The 23022-nt window shown below is 70.7% G+C and carries 23 protein-coding genes and 1 pseudogene; 18 read left to right on the top strand and 6 right to left on the bottom strand.

Annotated features, from left to right (window positions below):
- Positions 1–7: 7 nt before the first annotated feature.
- Complete coding sequence (locus NE235_RS27810; RefSeq protein WP_252808202.1) at positions 8–694, bottom strand: pentapeptide repeat-containing protein; 687 nt, start codon at positions 692–694, stop codon at positions 8–10.
- Between the two features lie 530 nt (positions 695–1224).
- Between NE235_RS27810 and NE235_RS27805 the strand changes: the two genes are divergently transcribed.
- The 15 genes and pseudogenes from NE235_RS27805 to NE235_RS27740 all read left to right on the top strand — a co-directional run bounded on the left by NE235_RS27805 (position 1225) and on the right by NE235_RS27740 (position 16223).
- Positions 1225–1992, top strand: coding sequence for a hypothetical protein (locus NE235_RS27805; protein ID WP_252808200.1), 768 nt, complete (start codon positions 1225–1227; stop codon positions 1990–1992).
- Between the two features lie 787 nt (positions 1993–2779).
- Positions 2780–3712, top strand: coding sequence for a DUF6282 family protein (locus tag NE235_RS27800; protein WP_252808198.1), 933 nt, complete (start codon positions 2780–2782; stop codon positions 3710–3712).
- Positions 3709–4140, top strand: a pseudogene (locus NE235_RS38775) (3-keto-5-aminohexanoate cleavage protein); the annotation flags it as partial. The gene NE235_RS27800 and the pseudogene NE235_RS38775, both read left to right, overlap by 4 nt.
- On the top strand, positions 4104–4640 hold the full coding sequence (locus NE235_RS27795; protein WP_252808196.1) for a BKACE family enzyme: 537 nt from the start codon (positions 4104–4106) through the stop codon (positions 4638–4640). The pseudogene NE235_RS38775 and the gene NE235_RS27795, both read left to right, overlap by 37 nt.
- 16 nt (positions 4641–4656) lie before the next feature.
- Positions 4657–5574, top strand: coding sequence for a cupin domain-containing protein (locus tag NE235_RS27790; protein ID WP_252808195.1), 918 nt, complete (start codon positions 4657–4659; stop codon positions 5572–5574).
- Entirely contained in the window at positions 5571–6359 is a 789-nt protein-coding gene (locus NE235_RS27785) for an HpcH/HpaI aldolase family protein (protein ID WP_252808193.1), read from the top strand. Before NE235_RS27790 ends, NE235_RS27785 begins: the two co-directional genes overlap by 4 nt.
- 13 nt (positions 6360–6372) lie before the next feature.
- Entirely contained in the window at positions 6373–7158 is a 786-nt protein-coding gene (locus tag NE235_RS27780) for an SDR family NAD(P)-dependent oxidoreductase (RefSeq protein WP_252808191.1), read from the top strand.
- 228 nt (positions 7159–7386) lie between these two features.
- Positions 7387–8244 carry an ABC transporter permease gene (locus NE235_RS27775; protein WP_252808189.1) on the top strand — a complete coding sequence of 286 codons (858 nt, stop codon included), beginning with the start codon at positions 7387–7389 and terminating at the stop codon, positions 8242–8244.
- 175 nt (positions 8245–8419) lie between these two features.
- Positions 8420–9118, top strand: coding sequence for an ABC transporter permease (locus tag NE235_RS27770; protein WP_252808187.1), 699 nt, complete (start codon positions 8420–8422; stop codon positions 9116–9118).
- Positions 9119–9126: 8 nt separating this feature from the next.
- Positions 9127–10266, top strand: coding sequence for an ABC transporter ATP-binding protein (locus NE235_RS27765; RefSeq protein WP_252808185.1), 1140 nt, complete (start codon positions 9127–9129; stop codon positions 10264–10266).
- Positions 10267–10619: 353 nt separating this feature from the next.
- Positions 10620–11690, top strand: a complete 1071-nt coding sequence (locus tag NE235_RS27760; RefSeq protein ID WP_252808183.1) for an extracellular solute-binding protein — start codon at positions 10620–10622, stop codon at positions 11688–11690.
- 63 nt (positions 11691–11753) lie between these two features.
- Positions 11754–12536, top strand: coding sequence for an IclR family transcriptional regulator (locus NE235_RS27755; protein WP_252808181.1), 783 nt, complete (start codon positions 11754–11756; stop codon positions 12534–12536).
- The gene (locus NE235_RS27750; protein WP_252808178.1) at positions 12523–13500 is read left to right on the top strand and encodes a cyclase family protein; all 978 of its coding nucleotides are present in this window, start codon (positions 12523–12525) and stop codon (positions 13498–13500) included. Before NE235_RS27755 ends, NE235_RS27750 begins: the two co-directional genes overlap by 14 nt.
- 60 nt (positions 13501–13560) lie before the next feature.
- Positions 13561–14793, top strand: coding sequence for an iron-containing alcohol dehydrogenase (locus NE235_RS27745; protein WP_252808176.1), 1233 nt, complete (start codon positions 13561–13563; stop codon positions 14791–14793).
- A complete protein-coding gene (locus tag NE235_RS27740) occupies positions 14790–16223 on the top strand; it encodes an NAD-dependent succinate-semialdehyde dehydrogenase (RefSeq protein WP_252808169.1) in 1434 nt (477 codons plus the stop codon). The genes NE235_RS27745 and NE235_RS27740 overlap by 4 nt, the downstream gene beginning before the upstream one ends.
- 104 nt (positions 16224–16327) lie before the next feature.
- Here NE235_RS27740 and NE235_RS27735 read toward each other — a convergent pair whose 3' ends face one another.
- The gene (locus tag NE235_RS27735) at positions 16328–16654 is read right to left on the bottom strand and encodes an ATP-binding protein (protein WP_252808167.1); all 327 of its coding nucleotides are present in this window, start codon (positions 16652–16654) and stop codon (positions 16328–16330) included.
- A gap of 403 nt (positions 16655–17057) precedes the next feature.
- A complete protein-coding gene (locus NE235_RS27730) occupies positions 17058–17651 on the bottom strand; it encodes a TetR/AcrR family transcriptional regulator (RefSeq protein WP_252808165.1) in 594 nt (197 codons plus the stop codon).
- A gap of 94 nt (positions 17652–17745) precedes the next feature.
- Here NE235_RS27730 and NE235_RS27725 point away from each other — a divergent pair, with 94 nt between their 5' ends.
- Positions 17746–18387, top strand: a complete 642-nt coding sequence (locus tag NE235_RS27725) for a class I SAM-dependent methyltransferase (protein ID WP_252808163.1) — start codon at positions 17746–17748, stop codon at positions 18385–18387.
- A 219-nt stretch (positions 18388–18606) separates the two neighbouring features.
- Here NE235_RS27725 and NE235_RS27720 read toward each other — a convergent pair whose 3' ends face one another.
- The gene (locus tag NE235_RS27720) at positions 18607–18948 is read right to left on the bottom strand and encodes an STAS domain-containing protein (RefSeq protein WP_252808161.1); all 342 of its coding nucleotides are present in this window, start codon (positions 18946–18948) and stop codon (positions 18607–18609) included.
- 172 nt (positions 18949–19120) lie between these two features.
- Between NE235_RS27720 and NE235_RS27715 the strand changes: the two genes are divergently transcribed.
- Both NE235_RS27715 and NE235_RS27710 read left to right on the top strand, forming a co-directional pair.
- A complete protein-coding gene (locus tag NE235_RS27715; RefSeq protein WP_252808159.1) occupies positions 19121–19444 on the top strand; it encodes a helix-turn-helix transcriptional regulator in 324 nt (107 codons plus the stop codon).
- A 203-nt stretch (positions 19445–19647) separates the two neighbouring features.
- Complete coding sequence (locus tag NE235_RS27710; RefSeq protein ID WP_252808157.1) at positions 19648–20844, top strand: hypothetical protein; 1197 nt, start codon at positions 19648–19650, stop codon at positions 20842–20844.
- Positions 20845–20858: 14 nt separating this feature from the next.
- On the opposite strand, the gene NE235_RS27705 is transcribed toward NE235_RS27710, so the two are convergent.
- Both NE235_RS27705 and NE235_RS27700 read right to left on the bottom strand, forming a co-directional pair.
- Positions 20859–21527: a hypothetical protein gene (locus NE235_RS27705; RefSeq protein WP_252808155.1), complete on the bottom strand. Its 669-nt coding sequence runs from the start codon at positions 21525–21527 to the stop codon at positions 20859–20861.
- Positions 21528–21571: 44 nt separating this feature from the next.
- Entirely contained in the window at positions 21572–22648 is a 1077-nt protein-coding gene (locus NE235_RS27700) for a PP2C family protein-serine/threonine phosphatase (protein WP_252808154.1), read from the bottom strand.
- Positions 22649–23022: the final 374 nt, after the last annotated feature.

The raw sequence follows: 23022 nt of genomic DNA, 5'->3' as shown, positions 1-23022 counted from the left end.
CCCGCTTCTAGACCGACACCACGGTGACATCCGCATCCCGCTCCTGGAACCACCCCTGGAGCAGGCCGTCATGGAGCTCGGTGTCGTTCCCGGCCACGCTCGGACCGACGATGGATCCCGAGAACCCGGTCAACCGCATATCGGCGACTCTGCAGCCGATGAACAAGGTGCGCTCGGCCTTCGCGTGCCGCAGGTCGGCGCCGGTCAGGTCGGACTTCACGAAACTCACCCCGCCGAGGAAGGCGTTGCGGAAATCCCCGGCCCGCAGATCGGCGAATTCAGCCTCGGTGCCCGAGAGCCACGCGTCGGCGAAACACGCACCTCTCCCTGAAACCTGGAAGAGATCGGCGCCTATCATCTCGACGTTGACGAACGTGGCTCCGACGATGGAGGAGTCCGTGAAATCGGCGCGATTGAGCGTACAGCCGGCGAAGGATACTCCGTCGAGGGTCGCTTCGGTGAAGTCCGCGCGGGAGAGGTCCATGCCACGCAGATCCGCGCCGCGGAAGTCGAGATGCGCGCCGGTCAGGGTCGCGTTCTCATCTTCCGCGCGTCGTTCGACATAGGCGGCCAGCGCCTCGCGGGCCGCTTCACTGTAGGGCCATGACCTGACCGGCCCGGCGGACGGCCTCGTGGCGATATGTCGCTGCGGGGATCGGCCGATCGTACGGCGACCGATGGCGAGCCTTTCCACTTATGGAGTGGATCGCGCCGATCGGCTTCCGTGATGGCCGACGTGGACGGGTGCGGAGATCCGGTCGTCGAGGGCGCAGACGCGTGATGGTCCCGTAGGGCTATGGCCGCCCCTCGGTGCGGGCCATGGCGCATGACCTGACCAGCTCATTTTTCCCCGATATGTGGCGTAAGGCACGTATAACGAGAGCGGTGGGTCGGTGGATGTCGAGCCCATGGCATATCTTGCTGACCGTAGATAAGGACCGTTTGATCATTTAGGCGACTTGATCGACTGGACTCTCATCGGAACTGTGCCGACACTCGAGTCGTCTGAGAGGAGTGCATGTGCGAATCCGCCTCATCGGTGCCCTGGCCGCGCTCCTTTGCTGCACGTCCCTTCTCGCGGCGTGCGCCGGCAACGGCAGACCCGATTCCGGCACGTACGTCCCGCCCAGGGCAGGTAAGCGAGGGCTCCCTGCCCACGCCAAGAAAGGCGCCCGACCCCGCTCGAAGGGCGTCAAGGGATACGTCGGGTACGATCTGCCGTTCTTGCCGATCATGTTGTCGATCGACGATGGATTTCACATCAGCGTCGAGACCTCCGGGCGACTGGTAACGCCCCTGGGCACGTTCCACCTCGGCGCGGAGGGCGATCTCACGGATCAGAACAACAAGCCACTCCCCGCTCAGCCGGGCGACGTCACGCAGCTCATCATCTGCCGGAGCGGCTCGGCCGGCCAGTGTCAGGGCTACCAGATCGGTACGGGACGCCGACTGCACATCGAGATGGACGGTCACTTCACGGCCGATGTCGAACGCAAGCGCATCGTCATCCGCGCCGAGCCGGGGTCCAGGATCACCGTCTCCGACAGCGGCCCTCCCGCGCCGGTCGGTGCGCGTGGTCCCGCTCGCATCGCCATCGCGGAATTCGACTTCAACGAGACCGGCCAGGCGACCAACGTCGACCTGGACCGTGACCAGGGTGGCAACACCGACGACCTGTCCTACGATCACGTCACGGGTGACCTCCAGCCCGCCAACGGCGCCCGCTTCGCCCGCCTCACGCGGTACCGGGAGAAGAAGCACTGGTTCAGCACGGGAATCAGCCTGGGCGACAAGGTGCCCGGGGAGAACGAGTGCCTCCGGACACCGGCCGACCAGTGGCGGCAGCGCTTCACCGGAAACGACCTGGCAGCGGACACCATCATCGCCTGCGTCAAGACCGCCGAGGGTGAACTCGGCTACCTCGTGATCGGCCGTGACCCGCACCGCAAGCCGGTGGCGTACCACGTGTACTCCTACGTCTGGGTCCGCTGACGTCTCCTCCGTTCCCGGGCGAAGGGACGGCATGCCGGGGCCACCTCCCAGAGCCTGACCTGCGGGTAAGGGCGGGGGCCGGGCCGCGCCCTCAGCCATGGGAGGGCAGTCACCGCAGATTCGTGCCGGTCACGTCCTGGAGTACGGGCGGAACCGGCGCGAACCCCTCCGTGTTCGATCCTCGCCGTACTGAACCGGCCGACCGGGGCCGAGGACTGTACCGCGCTCCCCATCGCCGGAGACGACGCGGCGGCGAAGCGGTACGCGACCGAGCTCCTGGACCTCCTCGGGTACGACGCCGTCGACGCGGGACCGCTCGCGCAGGGCAGGCTGTTCGGGCCGGGTACGCCCGCCTACGGCCTTCCCTACGTGGAGCGGACCGGCGAGCCGTCCGGCTTCCCGGCGGCCGGCCTCGCCTCGGCCCACCGAACGCGCAGCGGCCGGACCTTTGAGCCCTCGCCTGGGACGAGGCGTCGCTCCGGGATCCGGGGCGTCCGGGCGTCGAGTTCGCATCGCATTCTCTCGCTTCGCATCCTGAAACAGCTGTCGCCTCCTGTGGGTGTCAGGCGCCTGAGGCGTGACCGGGATCGGGGGTCGTCCCGGTCGGGATCCGGTGTGAGCGGCGTGCCGCGCCGTGCTCGCGTAGGCCGCCTGGAGCGCGCTGACCTGCGTGGATCGCCGGGGGTCCGGTGGATGGGCCGGTTCGGTTCCGCGATCGCCGTAGACAGGGATTGCCGTGTTCCATAGTATGAACATCCAGTTCACATTCCGCACTTTGGAGCACTGCATGCTTTCGGTGGAGGATTCCCAGCCCGTCTCGCCGGCCGTCCTGAAGGTTCTGTCCGGTGCCGTGGATCTGCACTGCCACTCCGGCCCCAGCCCGTTCCCGCGACGGTTGAACCACGTCGAGGCCGCCCACGATGGGGCGCGCATCGGCATGCGGGCCATCCTCGTGAAGTCCCATCACCACAACACGGTGATGGATCTGCTCGCCATGGGCCCCTGGCTCGCGGACGCTCCCACGCCGGTGTACGGAGGGGTCGCCCTCAACACCGAGGTCGGCGGCGTCAACCCGTCGTCGGCCGTGGCGATGAGCCTGCGGATGGGCGGGCGCTGCGTCTGGGCGCCGACGACCTGCGCCCGGCAGCACCGGGACCATCACAGTCATGCCGCCGCCGGCGGCTTCCCCAGCGCCGCCATCGACCTGCTCGAGAAGGAGGTGTCGATCCTCGACGAGTCGGGAGACCTGTCGGCGGACACGGAGCAGATCCTCGACCTCGTCGCCGAGACCGACGCGCTGCTCGCCGGCGGGCACCTGGACACCGAGTCGATGAAGATCCTGTTCGAGGGCGCCGCACGCAAGGGCGTGCGTCGGCTGCTCGTCCAGCACCCCGACTTCGTCGTCGGCGCGTCGGAGGCCGACGTCGAGGACCTGCTGCGCTCCGGCGCCTACATCGAGCACGAGATCGCGATGTACCACCCCGAGGCGGCCGGTCCCCGCTGGCCTGTCCAGAAGCTCGTGGACTGGATCGAGCGGGTCGGCCCGGAGCGGACGGTCATCTCGTCGGACCTGGGCCAGAAGGGCAACCCGCTGCCGGTCGACGGCTACATCCACCTCGTCGGGGCGCTGCTCGAGCACGGTGTGGCCGAGAAGGACATCCGCACGATGATCGCCGTGAACCCCGCGTTCCTGCTGGGGCTGGAGGACACGGCGTCGTGATCGCCGCGGATCGTGTGATCATCAGTGCCGCGGTGACGGGCTCGGTCCACGTGCCGTCGCAGAGCGACCATCTCCCGATCACGCCGGAGGAGATCGTCGCCGAGTCCCTCGCCGCGGCGGAGGCCGGGGCGGCCGTCATCCACCTGCACGCCAGGCACCGGGACGGCCGGCCGGCCTTCGAGCCCAGCGTCTTCGAGCAGATCATCCCGCCGATCGCCGAGCGGTGCGACGCGGTCATCAACATCTCGACCGGCGGGGCGTCCTCGATGACGATCGAGGAGCGGCTCGCCGCGGCGACCCGGTTCAGCCCCGAACTCGCCTCGCTGAACATGGGGTCGATGAACTTCGTCTACTCCGGCATCGCCGACCGGGTGACCCACTGGAAGCACGCGTGGGAGAAGCCCTACGTGGAGAACACCTACCGGCACCCGTTCGTCAACTCGTTCGAGCAGATCGAGTACGCGCTGCGGGAGCTGGGGGAGCGGGGGGGACCCGGTTCGAGTACGAGTGCTACGACATCGGGCACCTGTACACCCTCGCCCACTTCGCCGACCGCGGGCTGGCGAAGCCGCCGTTCCTCATCCAGGGGGTCTTCGGGATCCTCGGCGGCATCGGGGCCGACCACGCCAACCTCACCCACATGGTCGCCATCGCCGACAGGCTCTTCGGCGACGACTACCACTTCTCCGCCTTCGCCGCCGGGCGTAACCAGATGCGGTTCTGCACCCACAGCGCGTGGCTCGGCGGGCACGTGCGCGTCGGCCTGGAGGACAACCTCTACATCGGCAAGGGCGAGCAGGCGACCGGCAACGCGCAGCAGGTGAACAAGGTCCGGGAGGTCCTCACCGACCTGGACCGGCCGATCGCGACGCCCGCCGACGTCCGCACGATGCTGGCCCTCAAGGGCGCGCAGAACATCACGCTTTAGGAAGAGGCACCGAGACATGTCGATGTACGCCAAGGACGACCTGCGCTCGCAGCTGGCGAGCGTCCCGTCCGCGTCGGCCCCGGTCGATCCGTCCACCCCCGTCTCCGCGGCCCAGTATCTGGAGTTCTCGAAGCTCCCGCCCGCCGCGGTCGGCCCGGCCGGCAGCCGTACGTGGTTCGTGCGCGGCCAGAACGCCGTGCTGGCCTGGACCGAGGCCGTCGCCGGCGACCGCTTCACCCGCGACGGGCAGCCCGATGAGTACTGCGTGCTGCTCTACTCCGGCAGCGCCGCGGTCCGGGTCACCGCCGGGGACGAGGAGCAGGAGGTGGACGAGGAGGCCTTCGTCATCGTGCCGCCGGGGGACAGCGTCGTCGAGGCGCTGACCGACGGGCCCGTCATCCGGGTGTTCTCCTCCGTCGCCGGGGACCTGCGGGACGCGGCGCTGAACGCCGGCGCGTACGCCGAGCCGGACCCCCGCTGCGCCCCGCTCGTGCCGTGGCCGGACCCGGTGGGCGGCTTCCGGCTGCGCGTCCACCGGCTCGCGGACACGCCGATCACCGAGGGACGGTTCGGCCGGATCTTCCGCACCACCAACCTGATGGTGAACTTCCTCGCCGAGGAGCCGACCCCGCGCGACCCGCTCAAGCTCTCCCCGCACTCCCACGACGACTTCGAACAGCTCTCGCTGGCGGTCAAGGGCGAGTTCGTCCACCACATCCAGTACCCCTGGGGGCCCGACTCGACCCGGTGGCGGTCCGCGGAGCACACCCGCGTCGGGTCGCCGTCGATGACCGTGATCCCCCCGCCGACCGTCCACACGACCCAGGGCGTCGGGCCGCACCAGCAGCTGATCGACCTGTTCTCCCCGCCGCGCCGGGACTTCTCCGCCCGTCCCGGCTGGGTTCTCAACGCAGACGAGTACCCAGCCCCATGAGCGCGCCGCGTAAGAGCCGTTTCCGGGCCGCGCTGGCCCGGCCCGGCGGGCCGGCGCTCGGCACGTGGGTGAAGCTGCCGGCGACGGAGAGTGTCGAACTGCTCGCCCTGGCCGGCTTCGACTTCGTGGTCATCGACCTCGAGCACTCCGCGCTGAACCTCGAGACGACGTACCGGCTGATCGGCGCCGCGGACCAGCTGGGCATGGCGCCGATCGTCCGGGTCCCCACGCTGGACGGCGGCATCGCCCAGCGCGTCCTGGACGCCGGCGCCGAGGGGATCATGCTGCCGCACGTCGACACGGTCGAGCAGGCGGAGGCCGGCGCCCGCGCCGTCCGCTTCCCGCCTCGGGGCACCAGGGGCGTCGGCGCGACGAGCCGCGCCGGTGCCTGGGGCGCGATCGATCGCGCCGAGTACCTGCGCTTCGGGCAGGAGGAGGTGGTGTTCATCGCGCAGATCGAGAGCGCCGGGGCGGCCCGGTCGGCGGGGGAGATCGCCGCGGTGGAGGGAGTGGACGCGCTGCTGGTCGGGGCCGCGGACCTGTCCACCTCCGAGGGCACGACGGAGGACGACCCGCGGGTGGTCGAGCTGATCACCTCCGCCATCGCGGCCTGCATCGCCGCCGGGAGGCCGATCGGCAACGCCGGGGCGGCGACGGAGCGGTCGGTGCGGGCCGCCGTCGACGCGGGGTACGCCTTCACGCTGCTCGGCAACGACGCCGGCCTGCTGGGATCCGCCGCCGCCGCTGCCGTACGGCTGGGCCGTGCAGTAGGTTCCGAGGACTAGAGAAGGAGACATCTTGTCGGAAAACGCAGGAAACCGGACGGCGTCCGGGACCGGGCTGCTCGCCGAGAAGGTCGTTCTGGTGGTCGGCGGGAGCACCGGCATCGGGGCCGACTCCGTGCGGCTCTTCGCCGAGGAGGGCGCCTCCGTCATGGTCACCGCGCGGTCGCGGGACACGCTCGAGGAGCTCACCGAGGAGCTCACCGCGGCCGGTCACGACGTCGCCTGCACCGTGGGGGACGTGAGCGTCGGAGCGGACGTCGCGCGGTTCGTCGACGACACGATCACCCGGTTCGGCCGGCTCGACGGCGCGTTCAACAACGCGGGGATCAACCAGTACGGCCGCCTCGACGAGGTGCCGGAGGAAGACTTCGACCGGATCATGGCGGTGAACGTCAAGGGCATGTGGCTGTGCCTGCGCGAGGAGATCCGCGCGATGCGGGAGTCGGGCGGGTCGATCGTCAATACGAGCAGCGTCGGCGGCTTCCGCGGCAACACGGGCCTCGGCGCCTACCAGGCGACGAAACACGCGGTCATCGGCTTCACCCGTACGGCGGCGCATGACAACGGGCCGCTCGGCATCCGCGTCAACGCCGTCGCCCCCGGCCCCACCGAGACCCCGATGTTCGTCAAGTGGCGGCACGACGATCCGGCAGCGGTGGAGCGCCGGATCTCCGCGGTCCCGTTGCGGAAGGCCGGCACGACGACCGAGGTGGCCGACGCCGCGGCGTGGCTGCTGAGCGATCGTGCGAGCCAGATCAGCGGCGTCGTCCTGCCCGTCGACGGCGGTTACAGCGCCTGACGCGCGACCGGCCGGTGTGGGACCGGCGGATGCGGGCCGACGTTCACGATACGCACATGACTATTGCTATACGAACATTGGCTTGGAATACTGGCGACCCCCAGGCCTCCGTTCCGAGACGCCGCCGACGTCTCGGCAGGTGGCGGGCGCGCCTGAGCAGCGCTTCCGCCACCGTCACGATCCGGTACTCCTGACCGGTTGAGCCGAACAAGCTGGAAGGGGACGAGTATGTCCTCGAACAAGATGAGACTGTCGGGCTGGCCTCTGCTGCTACCCGCGCTGGCCCTGCTGGCCGGCATCCTGCTGGTACCGCTCGGCAGGACCCTCCTCGACAGCGTCTCCGAGCCGACCTGGACGCTGAAGAACTACGAGAACATCTTCACCGACGGCGTCACCCTGACGGTGCTCGGCCGGACCGTGATGATCGCCGCGGCGGTGACCGCCGCCGCCCTGCTGATCGGGTACCCGTACGCGTACCTGATGACCCGCGTGAGCCCACGCGCGCGCGGCATCCTCCTGGTGATCGTGCTGATCCCCTTCTGGACGTCCGTGATGGCGCGCAACTTCGCGTGGATCATCATCCTGCAGAACGGCGGGCCGGTGCAGAAGGTGTTCGCGCTCCTCGGGGCCGATCACGTCGTCCTCTACGGCACCTCCGCCGGCGTGACGATCGCCATGACCCAGGTGATGCTCCCCTTCATGGTGCTGCCGCTGTTCAGCACCCTCGGATCGATCGACCGGAGACTGCTGCTCGCCGCGCGCGGGCTCGGCTCGTCCCCGACCGCGGCGTTCTGGAAGGTCTTCTTCCCGCTGTCCCGCGGCGGGGTGGTGGCCGGCGTCATCCTGGTGTTCACGCTCAGCCTCGGGTTCTACGTGACTCCGGCGCTGCTCGGATCACCGCAGCAGTCGCTCGTCGCCCAGCTGCTCGCCCAGCGGACCACCCAGCTGCTCGACTTCGCCGCCGCGGGGGCGCTCGGCATGGTCGTGCTGATCGTCACGCTCGTCCTCGTCGCCTGGGCGAACCGGATGGGCGGCACCATGTCCGCGATCGGCGTGGTCGCGACCAGTCGAACGAAGGACCGCTGATGACCAGCCCAGCGACCACCCGTTCCGGACCGGCGGCCACCGGCTCCGGCCCTGGGACCACCCGTCCCGCACCCGCCGGCGGTACACGAAGGTCGACCCCGTCCCCTGGTGGCTCAAGGTCACCGGCGGGCTCGTCGCCGTCTTCCTCATCCTGCCGACGCTGTTCGTCATCCCGATGAGCTTCAGCGGCGCGCCGACGTTCCAGTGGCCGCCTCGGGGATTCTCGTGGCGGCTGTACCACAACTTCTTCACCAGCCCCGTCTGGCTGGACTCCCTGCGCAACTCGCTGCTGGTCGCGCTGCTCACGGCGCTGCTGGCCACGACGGTCGGCACCGCGGCGGCCGTGGCGCTGTCCCGGCTGCACGGACGGCTCGCCCGGTTCGTGCGCACCCTGCTGATGGTGCCGATCGTGGCCCCCGCCATCGTCGTGGCGGTCGCGGTCTACATCTCCTTCCTCGGCTGGCGCCTCACCGGCACGGTGCCCGGGTACGTGCTCGCCCACACCGCGATCGCCGTCCCGTACGTCCTCGTCTCCGTCACCGGCGCGCTCGGCGGCTTCGACCAGCGGCTGCTGAAGGCCTCGGCGTCGCTCGGAGCCTCGCCCTGGCGTTCGTTCGTCCGCGTGACGATGCCGCTGATCAGCCGGGGCATCCTGACAGGCGCGATCTTCGCGTTCATCGTCTCGTTCGACGAGGTCGTCATCGCGCTGTTCCTGCGATCGCCGCAGTTCCAGACCATGCCGGTGCAGATGTACAACAGCGTCACCGTGGAGATCGACCCGACGATCTCCGCCGCGTCGAGCCTCATGGTCGTCGCCGTGACCATCATCTTCCTCGTGCCCCAGCTGCTTCGCGGCAGGGCCCGCCGCCGATAAGAGAGCCAATGACGATGACACATGACACCACGGTGAAGGCCACCGGATCGTCGCCCGGGACCAGGAGCGGCACCGAGATCCGCCTGGACCACGTGACCAAGGACTACGGGCTCGAGGCTCCCGCCGTCGACGACATCTCGCTCACGATCGAACCCGGGGAGTTCATGACCTTGCTCGGGCCGAGCGGCTCGGGCAAGACGACCACCCTGAACCTCATCGCCGGCTTCGAGACGCTCACCGCGGGCACCATCGTGCTCAACGGGGCCGACGTGAGCAACGTGCCGCCGCACCGCCGCAACCTCGGCATGCTGTTCCAGCACTACGCGCTCTTCCCGCACATGACGGTCGCGCAGAACGTCGCGTATCCGCTGCGCGAGCGCAGGGCCGACAAGCGGGAGATCGCCCGGAAGGTCGCCGAGGTGCTCGAGCTCGTTCAGCTCACCGGCCGCGACGATCACCATCCCGCGCAGCTGTCCGGAGGGCAGCAGCAACGCGTCGCGCTGGCCCGCGCGATCGTCTTCGAGCCCAGGGCGCTCCTGCTGGACGAGCCGCTGGGCGCGCTCGACCGTAACCTGCGGTCGGCCCTGCAGGTGGAGATCCGGCGGATCCACCGCGAGGTGGGCTCCACGTTCGTCTTCGTGACGCACGACCAGGAGGAGGCCCTGAACCTCTCCGACCGCATCGCGCTGTTCAACAGCGGGCACATCGAGCAGGTCGGCACGCCGCAGCAGCTGTACGCCGAGCCCGAGACCCTCTTCACGGCCAGGTTCCTCGGCGACTCGAACGTCTTCGAGCTCGGACAGGCCGCCCTGGATGAGAACCTCACCTGGGACGGCGAGACCTGGGGCATCGATCCCGGCACCGTCGCCGCGCATCCCGGCGTGCGCACGCGCAGCGCGATCGTCGTACGGCCGGAGGACGTCGAGGTGGTCAACCGGCTCGACGAGGTGCCCGCGGGCGCCAACGCCGTACGGGCGACCGTCCGCGATGTCGAGTACATGGGCGCGTACCGCACGCTGCTGCTCACCATGGGCGAACGCCGGCTTCCCGGCCGTGCCCGCGTCAGCGCGCTCCACGGCGACCACGCCGTCGGCGACGACCTCGTGGCCTGGTGGCGGCCGCGAGCGCAGCGGATCGTCGCGGCCTGATCCGGCGCCGATCCACTTCCCCTACCGCCCGGAGGTGGCCACGGGGTGCCGATGGCGCCCGGTGGCCTGCCTCCGGGCGCCTTTCGTGCAGGACACCCGCCCTTCCTGCAGGACACCCGCCTTTCGTGCGGGACATCCGTCGCCGCGCCATGGGCGCGACCCTGCCGCCCTTACACACATCGCGAACGTATCGCGCGTCATGTGCACAGTTGGAAACAAACTCGAAACGATGTAAGGCCGGACCTGTACGTTCTCGTGCTATTTCGGTACCGTGTTCACATCACGGGGTTCGAAGGTCGCATAGTGAACAAACCTCCATCCGGCCTGGCGGACCCTTAACGAGAGGTAGGACGATGGTCTCTCTGTCACGAACCACCCTCGCGGGAGTCGGCTTCGCCTCGGCGATCGCCCTCGCCGGCTGCGGCTCCGATGGCGGCGCGAGCGCGAATCCGTCCGGCGGCCCGGAGAAGCTCACCTACGTCGCCTACGGAGGTTCCGGCCAGGACGCGCAGGCCAACGCGTTCCAGAAGCCCTACACCGCCGCCCATTCCAACGTGACCTTCAACAACACCTCGCCCGCGGACATCGCCCAGGTCAAGGCCCAGGTGCTGTCCTGGAACGTCCAGTGGGACGTCGTCGCGGTGGCGCCGGCCGCGGCGAAGCAGCACTGCGGGCGGCTCTTCGAGAAGCTGAGCCTGCCCAAGCTCAACCCCCAGGACTTCGCGTCCAAGGGAGTCGGCGAGTGCTACGTCGGGAACTTCGCGAACGCGACCCCCTTCGCGTACAACGCCGACAAGTATCCGGACCCTTCCAAGGCGCCGAAGACGATCCAGGACTTCTTCGACACGACCAAGTTCCCCGGCAAGCGGGGCGTCATCACGAACCTGCAGAACGGCATCCTGGAGTACCCGCTCCTCGCCGACGGGGTGACGCCGGACAAGCTCTACCCGCTCGACGTCGACCATTCCCTGCGCAAGTGGGCCACGATCCGGAAGGACACCCTCTTCGCGCCGAACGTGGGCGCGCTGGAGCAGGCGGTCGGATCCGGCCAGGTCGACATGTTCCTCCTTCCGGACTCGCGCCTGTACCCGCTGCTCAACGACAAGAAGAACATCAAGATCGTCTGGGGCCAGACGGTGGTGTCGATCAACGCGCTCGCGGTGCCGAAGGGAACGAAGCACAAGGCGACCGCGCAGGACTTCCTGCAGTTCCTGGCGCAGCCCGAGCAGGCGGCCAAGGTCGCCGAGATCATGGGCGTCCAGCCGGTCAACCACAACGCCAAGCCGCAATTGGCCGGAAACGCCAAACTCGTGAGCGTCGAAGGGCAGGGCGCCGCCGCGAAACCGGTGGTGCAGGACGTCGACTGGTACGCCGCGCACTGGGACGAGGTCACCACCAAACTCAACAACTGGCTGGTGGGCTGAGATTTGGCTCTCACGCTCGAGCGACGGCCTTCCTCCGTTCTCAATGTGAACTACAGTTCAGCCATGGCGAACATTGATTCGGGTAACGAGGCTTCCGGTTCCGACATCCAGGCAGTCCAGCGGGTGGGGCAGATCTGCGCGCTCTTCGGTCCGCAGACCACCGAGCTGACGGCCGCCGACGTGGCGGAGCGTCTGGGGCTGAACCGGACGACGGCGTACCGCTACTGCGCCTCCCTCGTCACCGCCGGCATCCTCGAGCGTGGGCACCGCCGCGGCACCTTCCTCCTGGGCGGCCTCATGGTGCAGCTCGGAATCCACGCCCTGGGACGGCGGCGCGTCGTCGAGATCGCGCCGCCGTACCTGGCGAAGCTCAGCTCCGCCGTCCGCACGACGACCGTGCTCGCCCTCTGGGGCGCCCGCGGACCCGTCGTGGCGCACGTCAACGAGGACCTCAGCCGCGCACTCGTCATCACCGTCCACCCCGGCACCCTCCTCGACCTGGACTCGGCACAACTCCGGGTCTTCCTCGCCTTCAAGGACGAGCAGGCCTTCGAACGCGCCACCGAAGGCGTCTCGGACGCCAAGCGGGCGGAACTCGAAGGGGGAATCTACATGGCCCGGCGAAACGGCTACAGCATCGTCAGCCACCCGGACGGCCTCTTCGCCGCGGCCGCACCCGTCTTCGACGAATACGGGATCTGCGCCACCGTCGCGCTGCTCGGATCCGACCAGATGGCCGACCTCTCCATCGGATCGCCGGCCCTCACCGGACTCGTCGACACCGCCGCCAGGCTCAGTGACGAACTGGGCGGCAGCGAAGAAAGGAAACGCATTGGCGACCTATGACGAGCTCGCCAACGCCGAGATCGCCGGTTCGAGCTGGGACGTCTTCGGACGCGGCGATCAACTCGGCACCATCAACCTCCTCACCCCCGAGCGTGTGGCCGCGGCGGCCCGCCTCATCCGCACCGGGCGCCGGTTCGGCCTCGACTACCCGATCAACGCCTTCGAGCCGTACCCCACCGGGACCAGGCACCCGGCCGAGCACCACATCTTCGCGACCAACGAGTTCCATCGCGACGACTGGCTCGACTCGTTCTACCTGCAGTCCACCTCGCAACTCGACTCCCTCCGCCACATCGGGCACCCCGAGCACGGCTTCTACGGAGGACTCCCGGCCGAGTACAACAACGACGAATCGACGTCGCTCGGCATCCACAACTGGGCGCGGCCGGGCATCGCCGGCCGCGGCGTCCTGCTCGACGTCCCCCGCTTCTTCGCGCGGGAGGGCCGGCCGTACGACTGCGAGCAGACGATCCCCCTCGACGACGTGACGCTCGACGCCATCGCGGAGTCCCAGGGGGTCACCTGGCAGGGAGGCGACCTGCTGCTGCTGCGCACCGGGTGGGCCGAGAACTACGTCGCCAAGTCGACCGAGGAACGCATCGAGTTCAACAAGCGCAACAAGTCTCCCGGGCTGGCCCAGCGGGAGTCGGTCCTGCGCTGGCTCTGGGACCACGAGATCGCGCTCGTCGCGGGCGACAACCCGGCGGTCGAGGCCGACCCGGTGCTCGACTCCGACTTCCGGCTGACCGCCGACCGGCCTCCGGAGCAGGGCGTGGACCACAGCGGCATGCTGCACCGCCCGCTCATCGCGCTGCTCGGCATGGCGATGGGGGAGCTGTGGAAGCTCGACGACCTCGCCGCCGACTGCGCCGCCGACGGCGTCTACGAGTTCTTCCTGACCTGTAAGCCGCTGCACCTCATCGGCGGAGTCGGCTCGCCGCCGAACGCGCTCGCCTTCAAGTGAGCGGCGCCCGAGCCCCGCCGCACCGGGCTCGGCATCCCCCCACACGTTCGCAGGAGAACCATGGAGTACCTCACGGCCGGGACGCTCCGGCTCCCGGCACGCGTCCATTTCGGCTATGGGTCACGCGCGCAACTGGGCCGGCTGCTGCACCTCGGCGGCCGCCGGGTGCTCGCGATCATCGACCCGTTCCTGACCGAGTCGCCGATCTTCGGCGAGACGGTCGCCGGACTACGGGCCGGCGGGCTGGACGTCGCGGTCTACAGCGACGTCCGGCCGGAGCTGCCGATCGCGTCGCTGGACGCCGCGGCGGCGTTCGCGCGGGACTACGAGCCCGATGTCATCCTCGCCGTCGGCGGCGGAAGCGCGCTGGACGCCGCGAAGCTGATCGGGCTGCTCGTCACGCACGGCGGACCGCTGAGCCGGTACTACGGGGAGAACCTCGTCCCCGGACCATCGCTGCCCCTCGTCGCCGTCCCCACGACCGCCGGAACCGGGTCGGAGGTGACCCCGGTCGCCGTGGTCTCCGACCCGGAGCGCGAGATGAAGGTGGGGATCTCCAGCCCGTACCTCATCCCCACCGCCGCGGTCGTCGACCCGGAGTTCACCCTGGGCGCTCCCCGGAGCGTCACCGCCTTCGCCGGCATCGACGCCCTGGTCCACGCGGTGGAGTCGTTCACCGCCGCCCGGCTCGAAGGGCCGTGGGACGCCGAGCTTCCCGTGTTCACGGGCAGGAACGCCTTCTCCGAGGCCATCGCGCTGCGCGCGGTGGAGCACCTGGGCACCTGGCTGCCGACGGCGGTCGACGACCCGGGGAACCGCCGCGCGCGAGAGGAGGTCGCCTTCGGCAGCCTCCTCGCCGGCGTCTCCTTCGGCGCCACCGGCACCCATCTCTCACACGCCCTCCAGTACCCGATCGGCGCGGCCACCAAGACGCCGCACGGGCTGGGCACCGGGCTCCTCCTGCCGTACGTGCTGCAGGCGTGCCTCGCCGACACCGAGGTCGTCGAACGGATCGCCGCGGTCGGGCGCGCACTGGGGTCCGCCGCGGCCACCGCCGACGCCAGGGCCCGCGACGCCATCTCCTCGATCGCCGCGCTCGGCCGCGCGATCGGAGTGCCGGCGTCCCTTCAGGAGATCGGGATCACCCGCGAGCAACTGCCGCAGCTCGCCGAGCTGGCATCGAACTCGGTACGACTCATCGCGATCGCGCCGATCCCCGCACCCCCGGCCGTGCTGCTCGACATTCTCCAGCACGCCCACACCGGCCGTCTCACGGAAGGAAGCGACTCATGACCTACCTCGCCGATCTCTTCATCGACGGCGTGTGGCGCCCGGGCGGCGCCGGCGAGCGCTTCGACGTGATCGACCCTTCCGACCTGTCCGTCATCGCGCGCTTCGCCACCGCCACCGAGGGTGACTGCATGGCCGCCGTCGACGCGGCCGCGAACGCGCAGGAGGGCTGGGCGGCCACCGCGCCGCGTGAACGCGGCGAACTGTTGCGAGCCGCGTACGAGGTCCTCACCGCGGAGGTCGAGCGGTTCGCCGAGATCATCGTGCGCGAGAACGGCAAGTCCTGGTCCGACGCGATCGGGGAGGCGAACTACGCCAAGGAGTTCTTCCGCTGGTTCGCCGAGGAGGCCGTGCGCGTTCCCGGCGACTACCGGCTCTCGCCCGCGGGGGACAAGCGCATCATCGTCGACCGGCAGCCCATCGGGGTCGCGTTGCTGATCACCCCGTGGAACTTCCCCGCGGCCATGGCGACGCGAAAGCTCGCCCCCGCGCTGGCGGCCGGCTGCACGACGATCCTCAAACCGGCCCGGGAGACCCCGCTGACCGCGGCGTACATGGTCGAGGTGCTGCGGCGCGTCGGAGTGCCCGCCGGCGTCGTGAACCTGGTGACGCCGATGCCGACGGGCCCCCTCGTGGCCAAGATGATCAACAGGCCGGAGGTGCGGAAGCTGTCGTTCACCGGATCCACCGAGGTCGGGCGCGACCTGCTGCACGTCTGCGCCGACAGCGTGGTGAGCGCGTCGATGGAGCTCGGCGGGAACGCCCCGCTCATCGTGCTCCCCGGCGCGGACATGGACGTCACCGTCGAGGGCACGCTGCTGGCGAAGATGCGCAACGGTGGAGCCGCCTGCACGGCCGCCAACCGCGTCTACGTCCACGCCTCACGGCACGACGAGTTCGTCGAGAGGATGACCGCGGAGCTGGCCGCGCTGTCCGTCGGCCCCGGCCTCGACCGCTCCAACCAGGTCGGAGCGCTCGTCTCGACCGCCGAGCGCGACAAGGTCGCCGCGCTCGTGGAGGACGCCGTCTCCGAAGGCGCCACGCTCGTCCACGGCGGCAAGTCCTCCGAGCAGGGCGCCTTCTACGACACGACCCTGCTGACCGGCGTGCGGCACGGATCGCCCATCACCTCGACCGAGATCTTCGGTCCCGTCCTGACGGTCGTGCGGTACGACGACGTCGATGAGGCGGTACGGATGGCCAACGACACCATCTACGGTCTGATGGCGTACGTGTTCGGCGAGGAACGCGAGGCGATGGCGGTCGCCGGCCGGCTGGAGGCCGGGATGGTCGCGGTCAACCGCGGGGTCGTGAGCGATCCGGCGGCTCCCTTCGGCGGCGTCAAGCAGAGCGGCCTCGGCCGGGAGGGCGGCTCCGACGGCATCCTCGAGTTCCTCGAGGAGAAGTACATCGCCGTGACCGCCCATTCCTGAAGACCCGGAGTAGGGCTGCAGCCATTCGTGAGGGCACGGGGGAGGGCTGCGGCCATTCCCGAGGGCCGGGGGTAGGGCTCCCCATTCCTGAGGCCGCGGTAGGGCTACAGGCCCTCCGATGAGGGATCGGCGACGGCGCGCGCCCAGACCCATTTGCCGCGGCAGGAGGGGCCGGTGCCCGGGCCGACGGGATCGGGGCGGTAGCCCCACTCCAGGGCGAGTGCGTCGACGACCCGCAGCCCTCGATGCCCGTTCGCGTCGACGTCGAGGTCGGCCAGACCGGCCGGGTCGGCCGAAGCCGGCCCGGCCGCGGGGAACGGCGCGGGACGGCCTGGACTGCGATCCCACACGGCGAGGTATATCCCGCCGTCCTCCCAGCGGCATACGAAACGGATGATCTGGCCGGGAGTCGCCTTCACGGCATTTGTCACTAATTCGGAGGCTATGAGAGTAGCGTCATCTGAAATATGGGAATAGCCCCACTTTCTGAGGCGCCGGACCAGCAACGTGCGCGCGAAGCCGGGAGCTGCCGCGCACGCGGGCATGCATATCCGGATATCTTCGGTCATTGCCGCCGCCGTTCCTCTGCTTGCCGTGATTGTAGGGTGTCCGGCCGGAAAAGGCGGTCCTTCGCAGCGGTCGCGGTCGAGCGTGTCCACCGAGCCTGACAGCGCCTTGCCGCTGTTCTTGACCCGGTGAATCCGGCCATTCAGGTTATTCGGCCGGCAACGGCGGCGGCGATGTGTCAACGGCGACGGTGCTGTGGCAACGGCGGCGGCGAGGTGGCAACGGCGACGGCGCGAGTCGATGGCTGCCGTCGCGCCGGGCCGGGGGTCAGGCGCGGGGCTCGGGGCGCAGCCCGGCCAGGATGAGGGTGACGAGCCGCCGGACGGCGTCCTCGGACGGCAGGTCGGCGGCGGCCTGCAGGGAGTACCGGCAGTAGTCGGCGAGTTCGCCCGGGGCGATGTCGTCTCGGACCTGTCCCGCCTGGGACGCGTCGGTCAGCAGGTCGCGAAGCAGGTCGCCGATGTGACGCTGCGTACGGGCGACGTGCTCGTCCCCGGGCACCAAGATGCCCGGTTCGGCGGGGACGTGCCGGTGGCGCCGCGCCCGGTCATGGTGGATCAGGCCATAGGCGTACAGGACGGCCTCCAGGCGCTGTCCGGGGTCTTCGGCCTCGTCGCGTGCGGCGGCGAGCCGGTGGAGATGGCCGGCGACCTCACGGTCGTGCCAGGCCACCAGGACCGCCTGGACGTCGGGGAAGTACTTGTACAGCGTCGCCCGCCCGATGCCGGCCGCGGCGGCGATCTGCGACATCGTCACCGCCAGCGGCCCGCGCTCGGCGACCAGTGTCGCGGCGGCGTCCAGCACCGCGTCGTGCACCGTGCGGCGGTGCGCCTCGATCGTCTCGTCCCACAGCTTCGGCACACAGCCGATCATACGATCCGACGAGATGTCGACAAACTGACCGTGTTGGAGACATGATGTATCGAAAAATCGGCACCGAAGCGAAGGGGTCTCCATGAGTCACCAGCCGCACCGACACCAGAACGCCGACGAGCCCGGCGCGCTCATCCGCGGCGCGCGCCTGTACGAGCTCGGCGCGGTGGTCGGGTTCCTCGGCCGCCGACGCCGCGTCTACGACGACCTGGTCACCCTCAGTGGCGCCCGCCCCGGAGATCGGATCCTGGACGTCGGCTGCGGCACCGGCTACCTCACCCGCCGCGCCGCCCGCGCCGTCCTCCCCGGCGGACACGCCACCGGGATCGACCCCTCCGCCCAGGTCATCGCCTACGCGACTCGCCGCGCCCCGGCCGGCTGCACATTCCAGACCGCTGCGGCCCAGGCCATCCCGTATCCCGACGGCTCCTTCGACGTGGTCATCTCCAGTCTGGCCGTCCATCACATCCCCGCCGCCGACCGGCCCGCCGCCCTGGCGGAATTCCACCGGGTCCTGCGCCCCGGTGGGCGGCTGCTGCTCGCCGACTACCGCCGCCGGCCGCGCCACCTGGCCGCCGCCCGGCTGGTCGGCGCCGCCGCGAACCACGCGCACGAGCACACCCCCGCCGACGAACTGACCGGGCTGGTCACGCAGGCCGGGTTCGGCATCACCGAGACCGGCACCCGCCGTCCCTCGCTGCAGTTCGTCGGGGCACGACGTTGATCGTTTGATCGGGTCTCGGGAGGGCCGCGGGGTTCCGATCGCGCCCGTCTTACGGGCGCTCCTGCGGCCGTTCGCGGATCTCGTGGCTCTCCCGCTCGCCCGGCGGACTCCGCCTCAGGGCGTTTCGTACGGTGCCGCCGTCATCGGCGTGACCCCCGTGCGGGTCGCCGGCCGCCGTATCGGGCGGGCGACGCGGAACGCGGGCTCGATCGTGCCCGGTCAGAGGGCGTGCATGCGCTGGTTCAGGCGGTGCACGCAGGGGGCGATGTTCAGCAGCCGGGGCCGGGGCCCGCGGCGGGGATGGGGGCCGACGAGGATGCGCCAGCCGGAGACGTCGATGAAGCGGAGACCCTCGGTGTCGACCGTGACCCGGCCCCATTCGGCCGTGACGCCGGCGAGCGCGTCGGCGAGGGCGGGGCTGTTGGTGATGTCGACGTCGCCCCGGAGCAGCACCTTGTCGGGTGGGGTCGCCTGGATGATCCTGAGCTGGCGGTCCTCGTAGAGGACCAGGCCCGCGTCCGGCAAGATCGCTTGCGCCGTGTGTCCGTTACGTTCTGCCATGGCGGCCACTAACATCACGAGGGTGCGCTCGTACGGGCCGCCTATCAATCCGCATGTCCCGAGCATGCCTGGAGGAGAGAACCACGTCAACCGATACCAGAAATCGACTTCATGATATATGCGCCCGAGCAGCGCGGTGACCGGCCCGAACGCAGATCGGATGAGGAGCCCCATGGGCACGCCCGCGGATGGTGAACCCGTCCGGCACTGGACCTTTCTGACGAACCACGCGCGCGTCCTCCTAGAGATCGCCCGGAACCCCCAGGCGAGGCTGCGGGACATGGCCGCCGTCGCGGGCATCACCGAGCGGGCCGCCCAGACGATCGTGACCGACCTGGAGGCCGCGGGTTACCTCACCCGGACCCGCGTCGGCCGGCGGAACCACTACACGATCGATCCGAGCCGTCGCTTCCGGCATCCGGCCGAGGCCGATCACCGTATCGAGGGTCTGCTCGCCCTGTTCACGCACCGGGAGGAGAGCCGGGACGCGGAGTAGGGGCCGCTCTCGTCGCTCGGACCGCCGACGCGGGCTCCCGCGCCCACGCCACGGCCCGGAGACCGGACCGCGCCGGTCCGGCCCGAGGGTTCCCGGCCGTCGCTTTACCGAAGCCGGGCCGACCTGGGCATTGACTGTGCGGTTGTCTGCGCGCACCGTCGGAAGTGGAGTTGAGCCGTCACTTCCCGAGGTGAATCCGCACGATGCGTCGTCCGGTCCCGCCGGTCCGGCGAGCCCGAGCGTCCGGCGAGGCGACGAGGGCGGGAGAGAGAGCCTGCGGTGGCGCCGTCGCGGTGCTGGCCGACCGGGTGTTCGCGCATGCCCGCCCGTCGGACGCCTCCCACGTCGCGGCGATCGTCGGTGCGGGCGGGGGCCTCGTGCTGACCGGCGCCAATCCGGTACGGGCGGCCCGGCGGTGCCGGGAGGAGCAGGCGTTCGAGGGCCCGATCCTGTTCGACTCCGCGGCGGCGGAGGCGAGGGTCGCGACCCGCGAACGGCCCTTCGACGAGGGCGGCGACGGCCTGCTGGAGATCACCCTGGAACAACGCGTCCAAGGGCAGATCGACGCGGGCGCGGACGCGGCCCTCACTCCCACCGGGTACCTGCGGGCGGCGGACTTCGGCGCCCTCGACGCGGCGGTCGAGGGCGCGGTCGGTCTGGCCCGCGACGACGTCATCCTGTCGCTCCCCCTGGACGCCGGATGGCTGGCGCCCGGCCTGATCGACAAGCTGATCGGCGTGCTCGCCCGGGCGCCCGTCGCGAAGGCGGTGATGCCGGGTGGCCGGGCCGCCGCGCCGCGGCGGATGCTGGACGGCGTGCTCGGCCTGCGCCGCCTCGTCACCGAGGTGCCGGACGTCGCCCTGTTCCGTACGGACCTGACGGGGCTCGACGCGGTGGCACAGGGCTGCCTGGCCGCCTCGATCGGCACCAGCGACGCGTTGCGGCGGCTCGTGCCGCCGGGCGAAACGGCGGGGTACGGATCGGCGGACGGGGGCGACCGGTCGCCCGGCGTCCTGGTTCCCGACCTCCTCACGTACGTGCGGGGCAGCGTGCTCGCGGACCGGTTCGGCGACCGGGCGGCGCCGCCGTGCCGCTGCGCCCGCTGCGGCGGCCGGAGCATCGCGGGCTTCCTCCGGCAGGAGGACTGGAAGGACGCGCGCCTGCACGGTGTCGCGGTCTGGACCGAGTGGGCGCGCAACCTCCTGTACCCCGACTCGCCGGAGGGCCGCCGGCGCTACTGGCGGCGGCTCTGCCGGGACGCGATCGCCGCGCACGCCCGCTACAACACCTCCGTACGGGCGCGGGAACCGGTGTTCGTGCCGCCGGAGTCGCTGTGGGTCTGGGCCGGCGAGGACACCGCCACGGCGACGGCGGGGGTCGTCACGCCGGCACGGCCTTAAGCGACGGATGGGCCTCAGGCGGCGCGGCGCCGGAGGACGGCGGGGCCGTTACGAGGGCGCGGTCCTGGACGATGGCCCCCGCCGCACGACGGGGTGGTGTTGAGCGTGCGCAGGTGGAGCTCCTCGGCGAACGCCCATCCGGCGGGGGTGTGCGCGCGGTTCCCGAACGACTCGGGGGGCACGATGACCGCGCTGCCGGCGGCGAGTCCGACCCCCCAGTAGGCGGCCTCCGCCCGCGCCTCGCCGAGGTCCGCGGGCGGGCCCGGCAGGACGACCAGGCGCGCGCAGTACGCGCCGAACCGCCCGGCCCGGTCGAGGCCGGTCCGCCAGGACGACGCCCGTACGATGGCGAGTTCCGGACGCAGGGGCCGCCGCAGCAGCCGTACGACGCCCGCCGGCGTGAGGTCGGCGCAGCCGGGCGGGAGCTCGCGGACGGCCCGCCGCTCCCTGGCCGACAGCGTCGTCCAGGGGACGACCGCCCCGGCCGGGAGCCCCAGCAGGACGTCCAGGAGATCGACGCGGGTCACGCCGGCCAGACCGGCGGCCGCCCGCCGTCGCCGCTCCGCCTCGTCGGGAACGTAGGCCATGGTGATCTCCACGCCCCGCATCCGTACGTCGGCCAGCCGGGCCGCGGGCCGGACGGTGCTGGGGGGAAGGGCCGCTCGGGACCCGGTCGCCGTCATGGCGGACCACCCTGCCATGGGTGCGGCCGCGGCCGCGCACCGGCTCACCTGCGCCGGATGAGGAGCATGGCCGCGTCGTCGGCGATGCGGCCGCCGACGTGCCGCAGGACGTCGGCGCGCAGGTCGCTCAGCGCCTGTTCGGGATCTCCGGCCGCGAGCAGGTGCGCGCGTTCGGCCAGCGGGTAGAAGCGGCCCTCGCCGTCGCGGGCCTCGACGACCCCGTCGGTGTACAGCAGCATCTGGTCGGCCGGCGCGAACTTGACGGTGTGCGGGCGCGGGGCGGCGGCGCCGAGGTCGGACAGGCCGAACGGCGGGGCGACGTCGTCGGGTTCGGCGAACCCGCCTTCGCCGCCGCGCAGCACGAACGGCGGCGGGTGACCGTAGTTGAGCAGCGTGACGATCTCACCTTCGCCGAACTCGGCCAGGACGGCCGTGACGAACTTCTCGCCGGTGCTCTCGGCCGTTCGCCCGGGACCCGTCGCGGGCGAACGGCCGTGGCCTTCCTGGGGCGTTCGCCCGTCGGGCTCGGCGTCCAGCCGCCGGCGCAGCGCGGTCTCGATGCGCGCCGCGACCCCGGTCAGGTCGGGCTCGTCGTAGGCGGCCTCGCGGAAGGCGCCGAGGACGTCCGCCGCCGTCTCGACCGCCTCCAGGCCCTTGCCCTGGACGTCCCCGACGATGACCCGGACGCCGTACGGGGTGAGCGTGACCTCGTACAGGTCGCCGCCGATGCTGGCCTCCGCGGTGGCGGAGGTGTAGCCGACGGCGATGTGCATGGGGCCGACGAGGCGGGGGACCGGGCGGAGCAGCACGCGCTGCGCCACCTCGGCCACGGACCGGACGTCGGCGAGGATGCGCTCGCGCTTCTTCCGGTCGGCGCTGGCCGCGACGCTCGCCGCCGCGACGCCGGCCATGGCCAGGAGTGTGAGGGTGTTGTGCCTGCGGCCGAGCGTGTGGTGGTGGTAGCTGAGGGCGGCGGACAGCGCCAGGGCGGTGAGGCCCACCAGCGCGGTGCGCCGGATGCCGCACCACAGACTCGCGAAGGCGGGGCCGAGGACGAGCATGGGCCGGATTATGATGTCCGGGCTGGCCAAGAAGTCGATCACGGCGACGAGCGCGAGCATGCCGAACGGCAGACTCCGCAGCAGCGGGCCGGGTCTCGAACGCGGTGTCTCGCTTATGGCGCACCCCCAGCCGATCGAGTTGCATTCGCAGGGAGAATAGCGCCGCCGAGCGGTCGGCTCCGGCACTTTCCGGCATGGCGGCCGCGGTGCTGGAAATGTCGCCACGCCGTGCCGGTGACGTCGCGTACGGATGTCGCCTGCGTTATTATCGGATAACGTCTCAAAGGGGGAAAATCGGTGAATGTCGGGCGCTGAACAATGCGCGAACCGAATGGGATCCGGGGCCGCTTTCCGGCTCGCCGCCGGGAAGGCCTGCCGACCTGGGAGGATGACCGTCCTACGGTCGGCTCTGCGGGCGCGCGTCACCGACTGTC

Source organism: Actinoallomurus spadix (assembly GCF_024055725.1).
GTDB classification, from domain to species: Bacteria; Actinomycetota; Actinomycetes; order Streptosporangiales; family Streptosporangiaceae; genus Actinoallomurus; species Actinoallomurus spadix.
The sequence above is the reverse complement of the archived record's forward strand: the minus strand, read 5'-3'. Positions and strand labels throughout refer to the sequence as shown.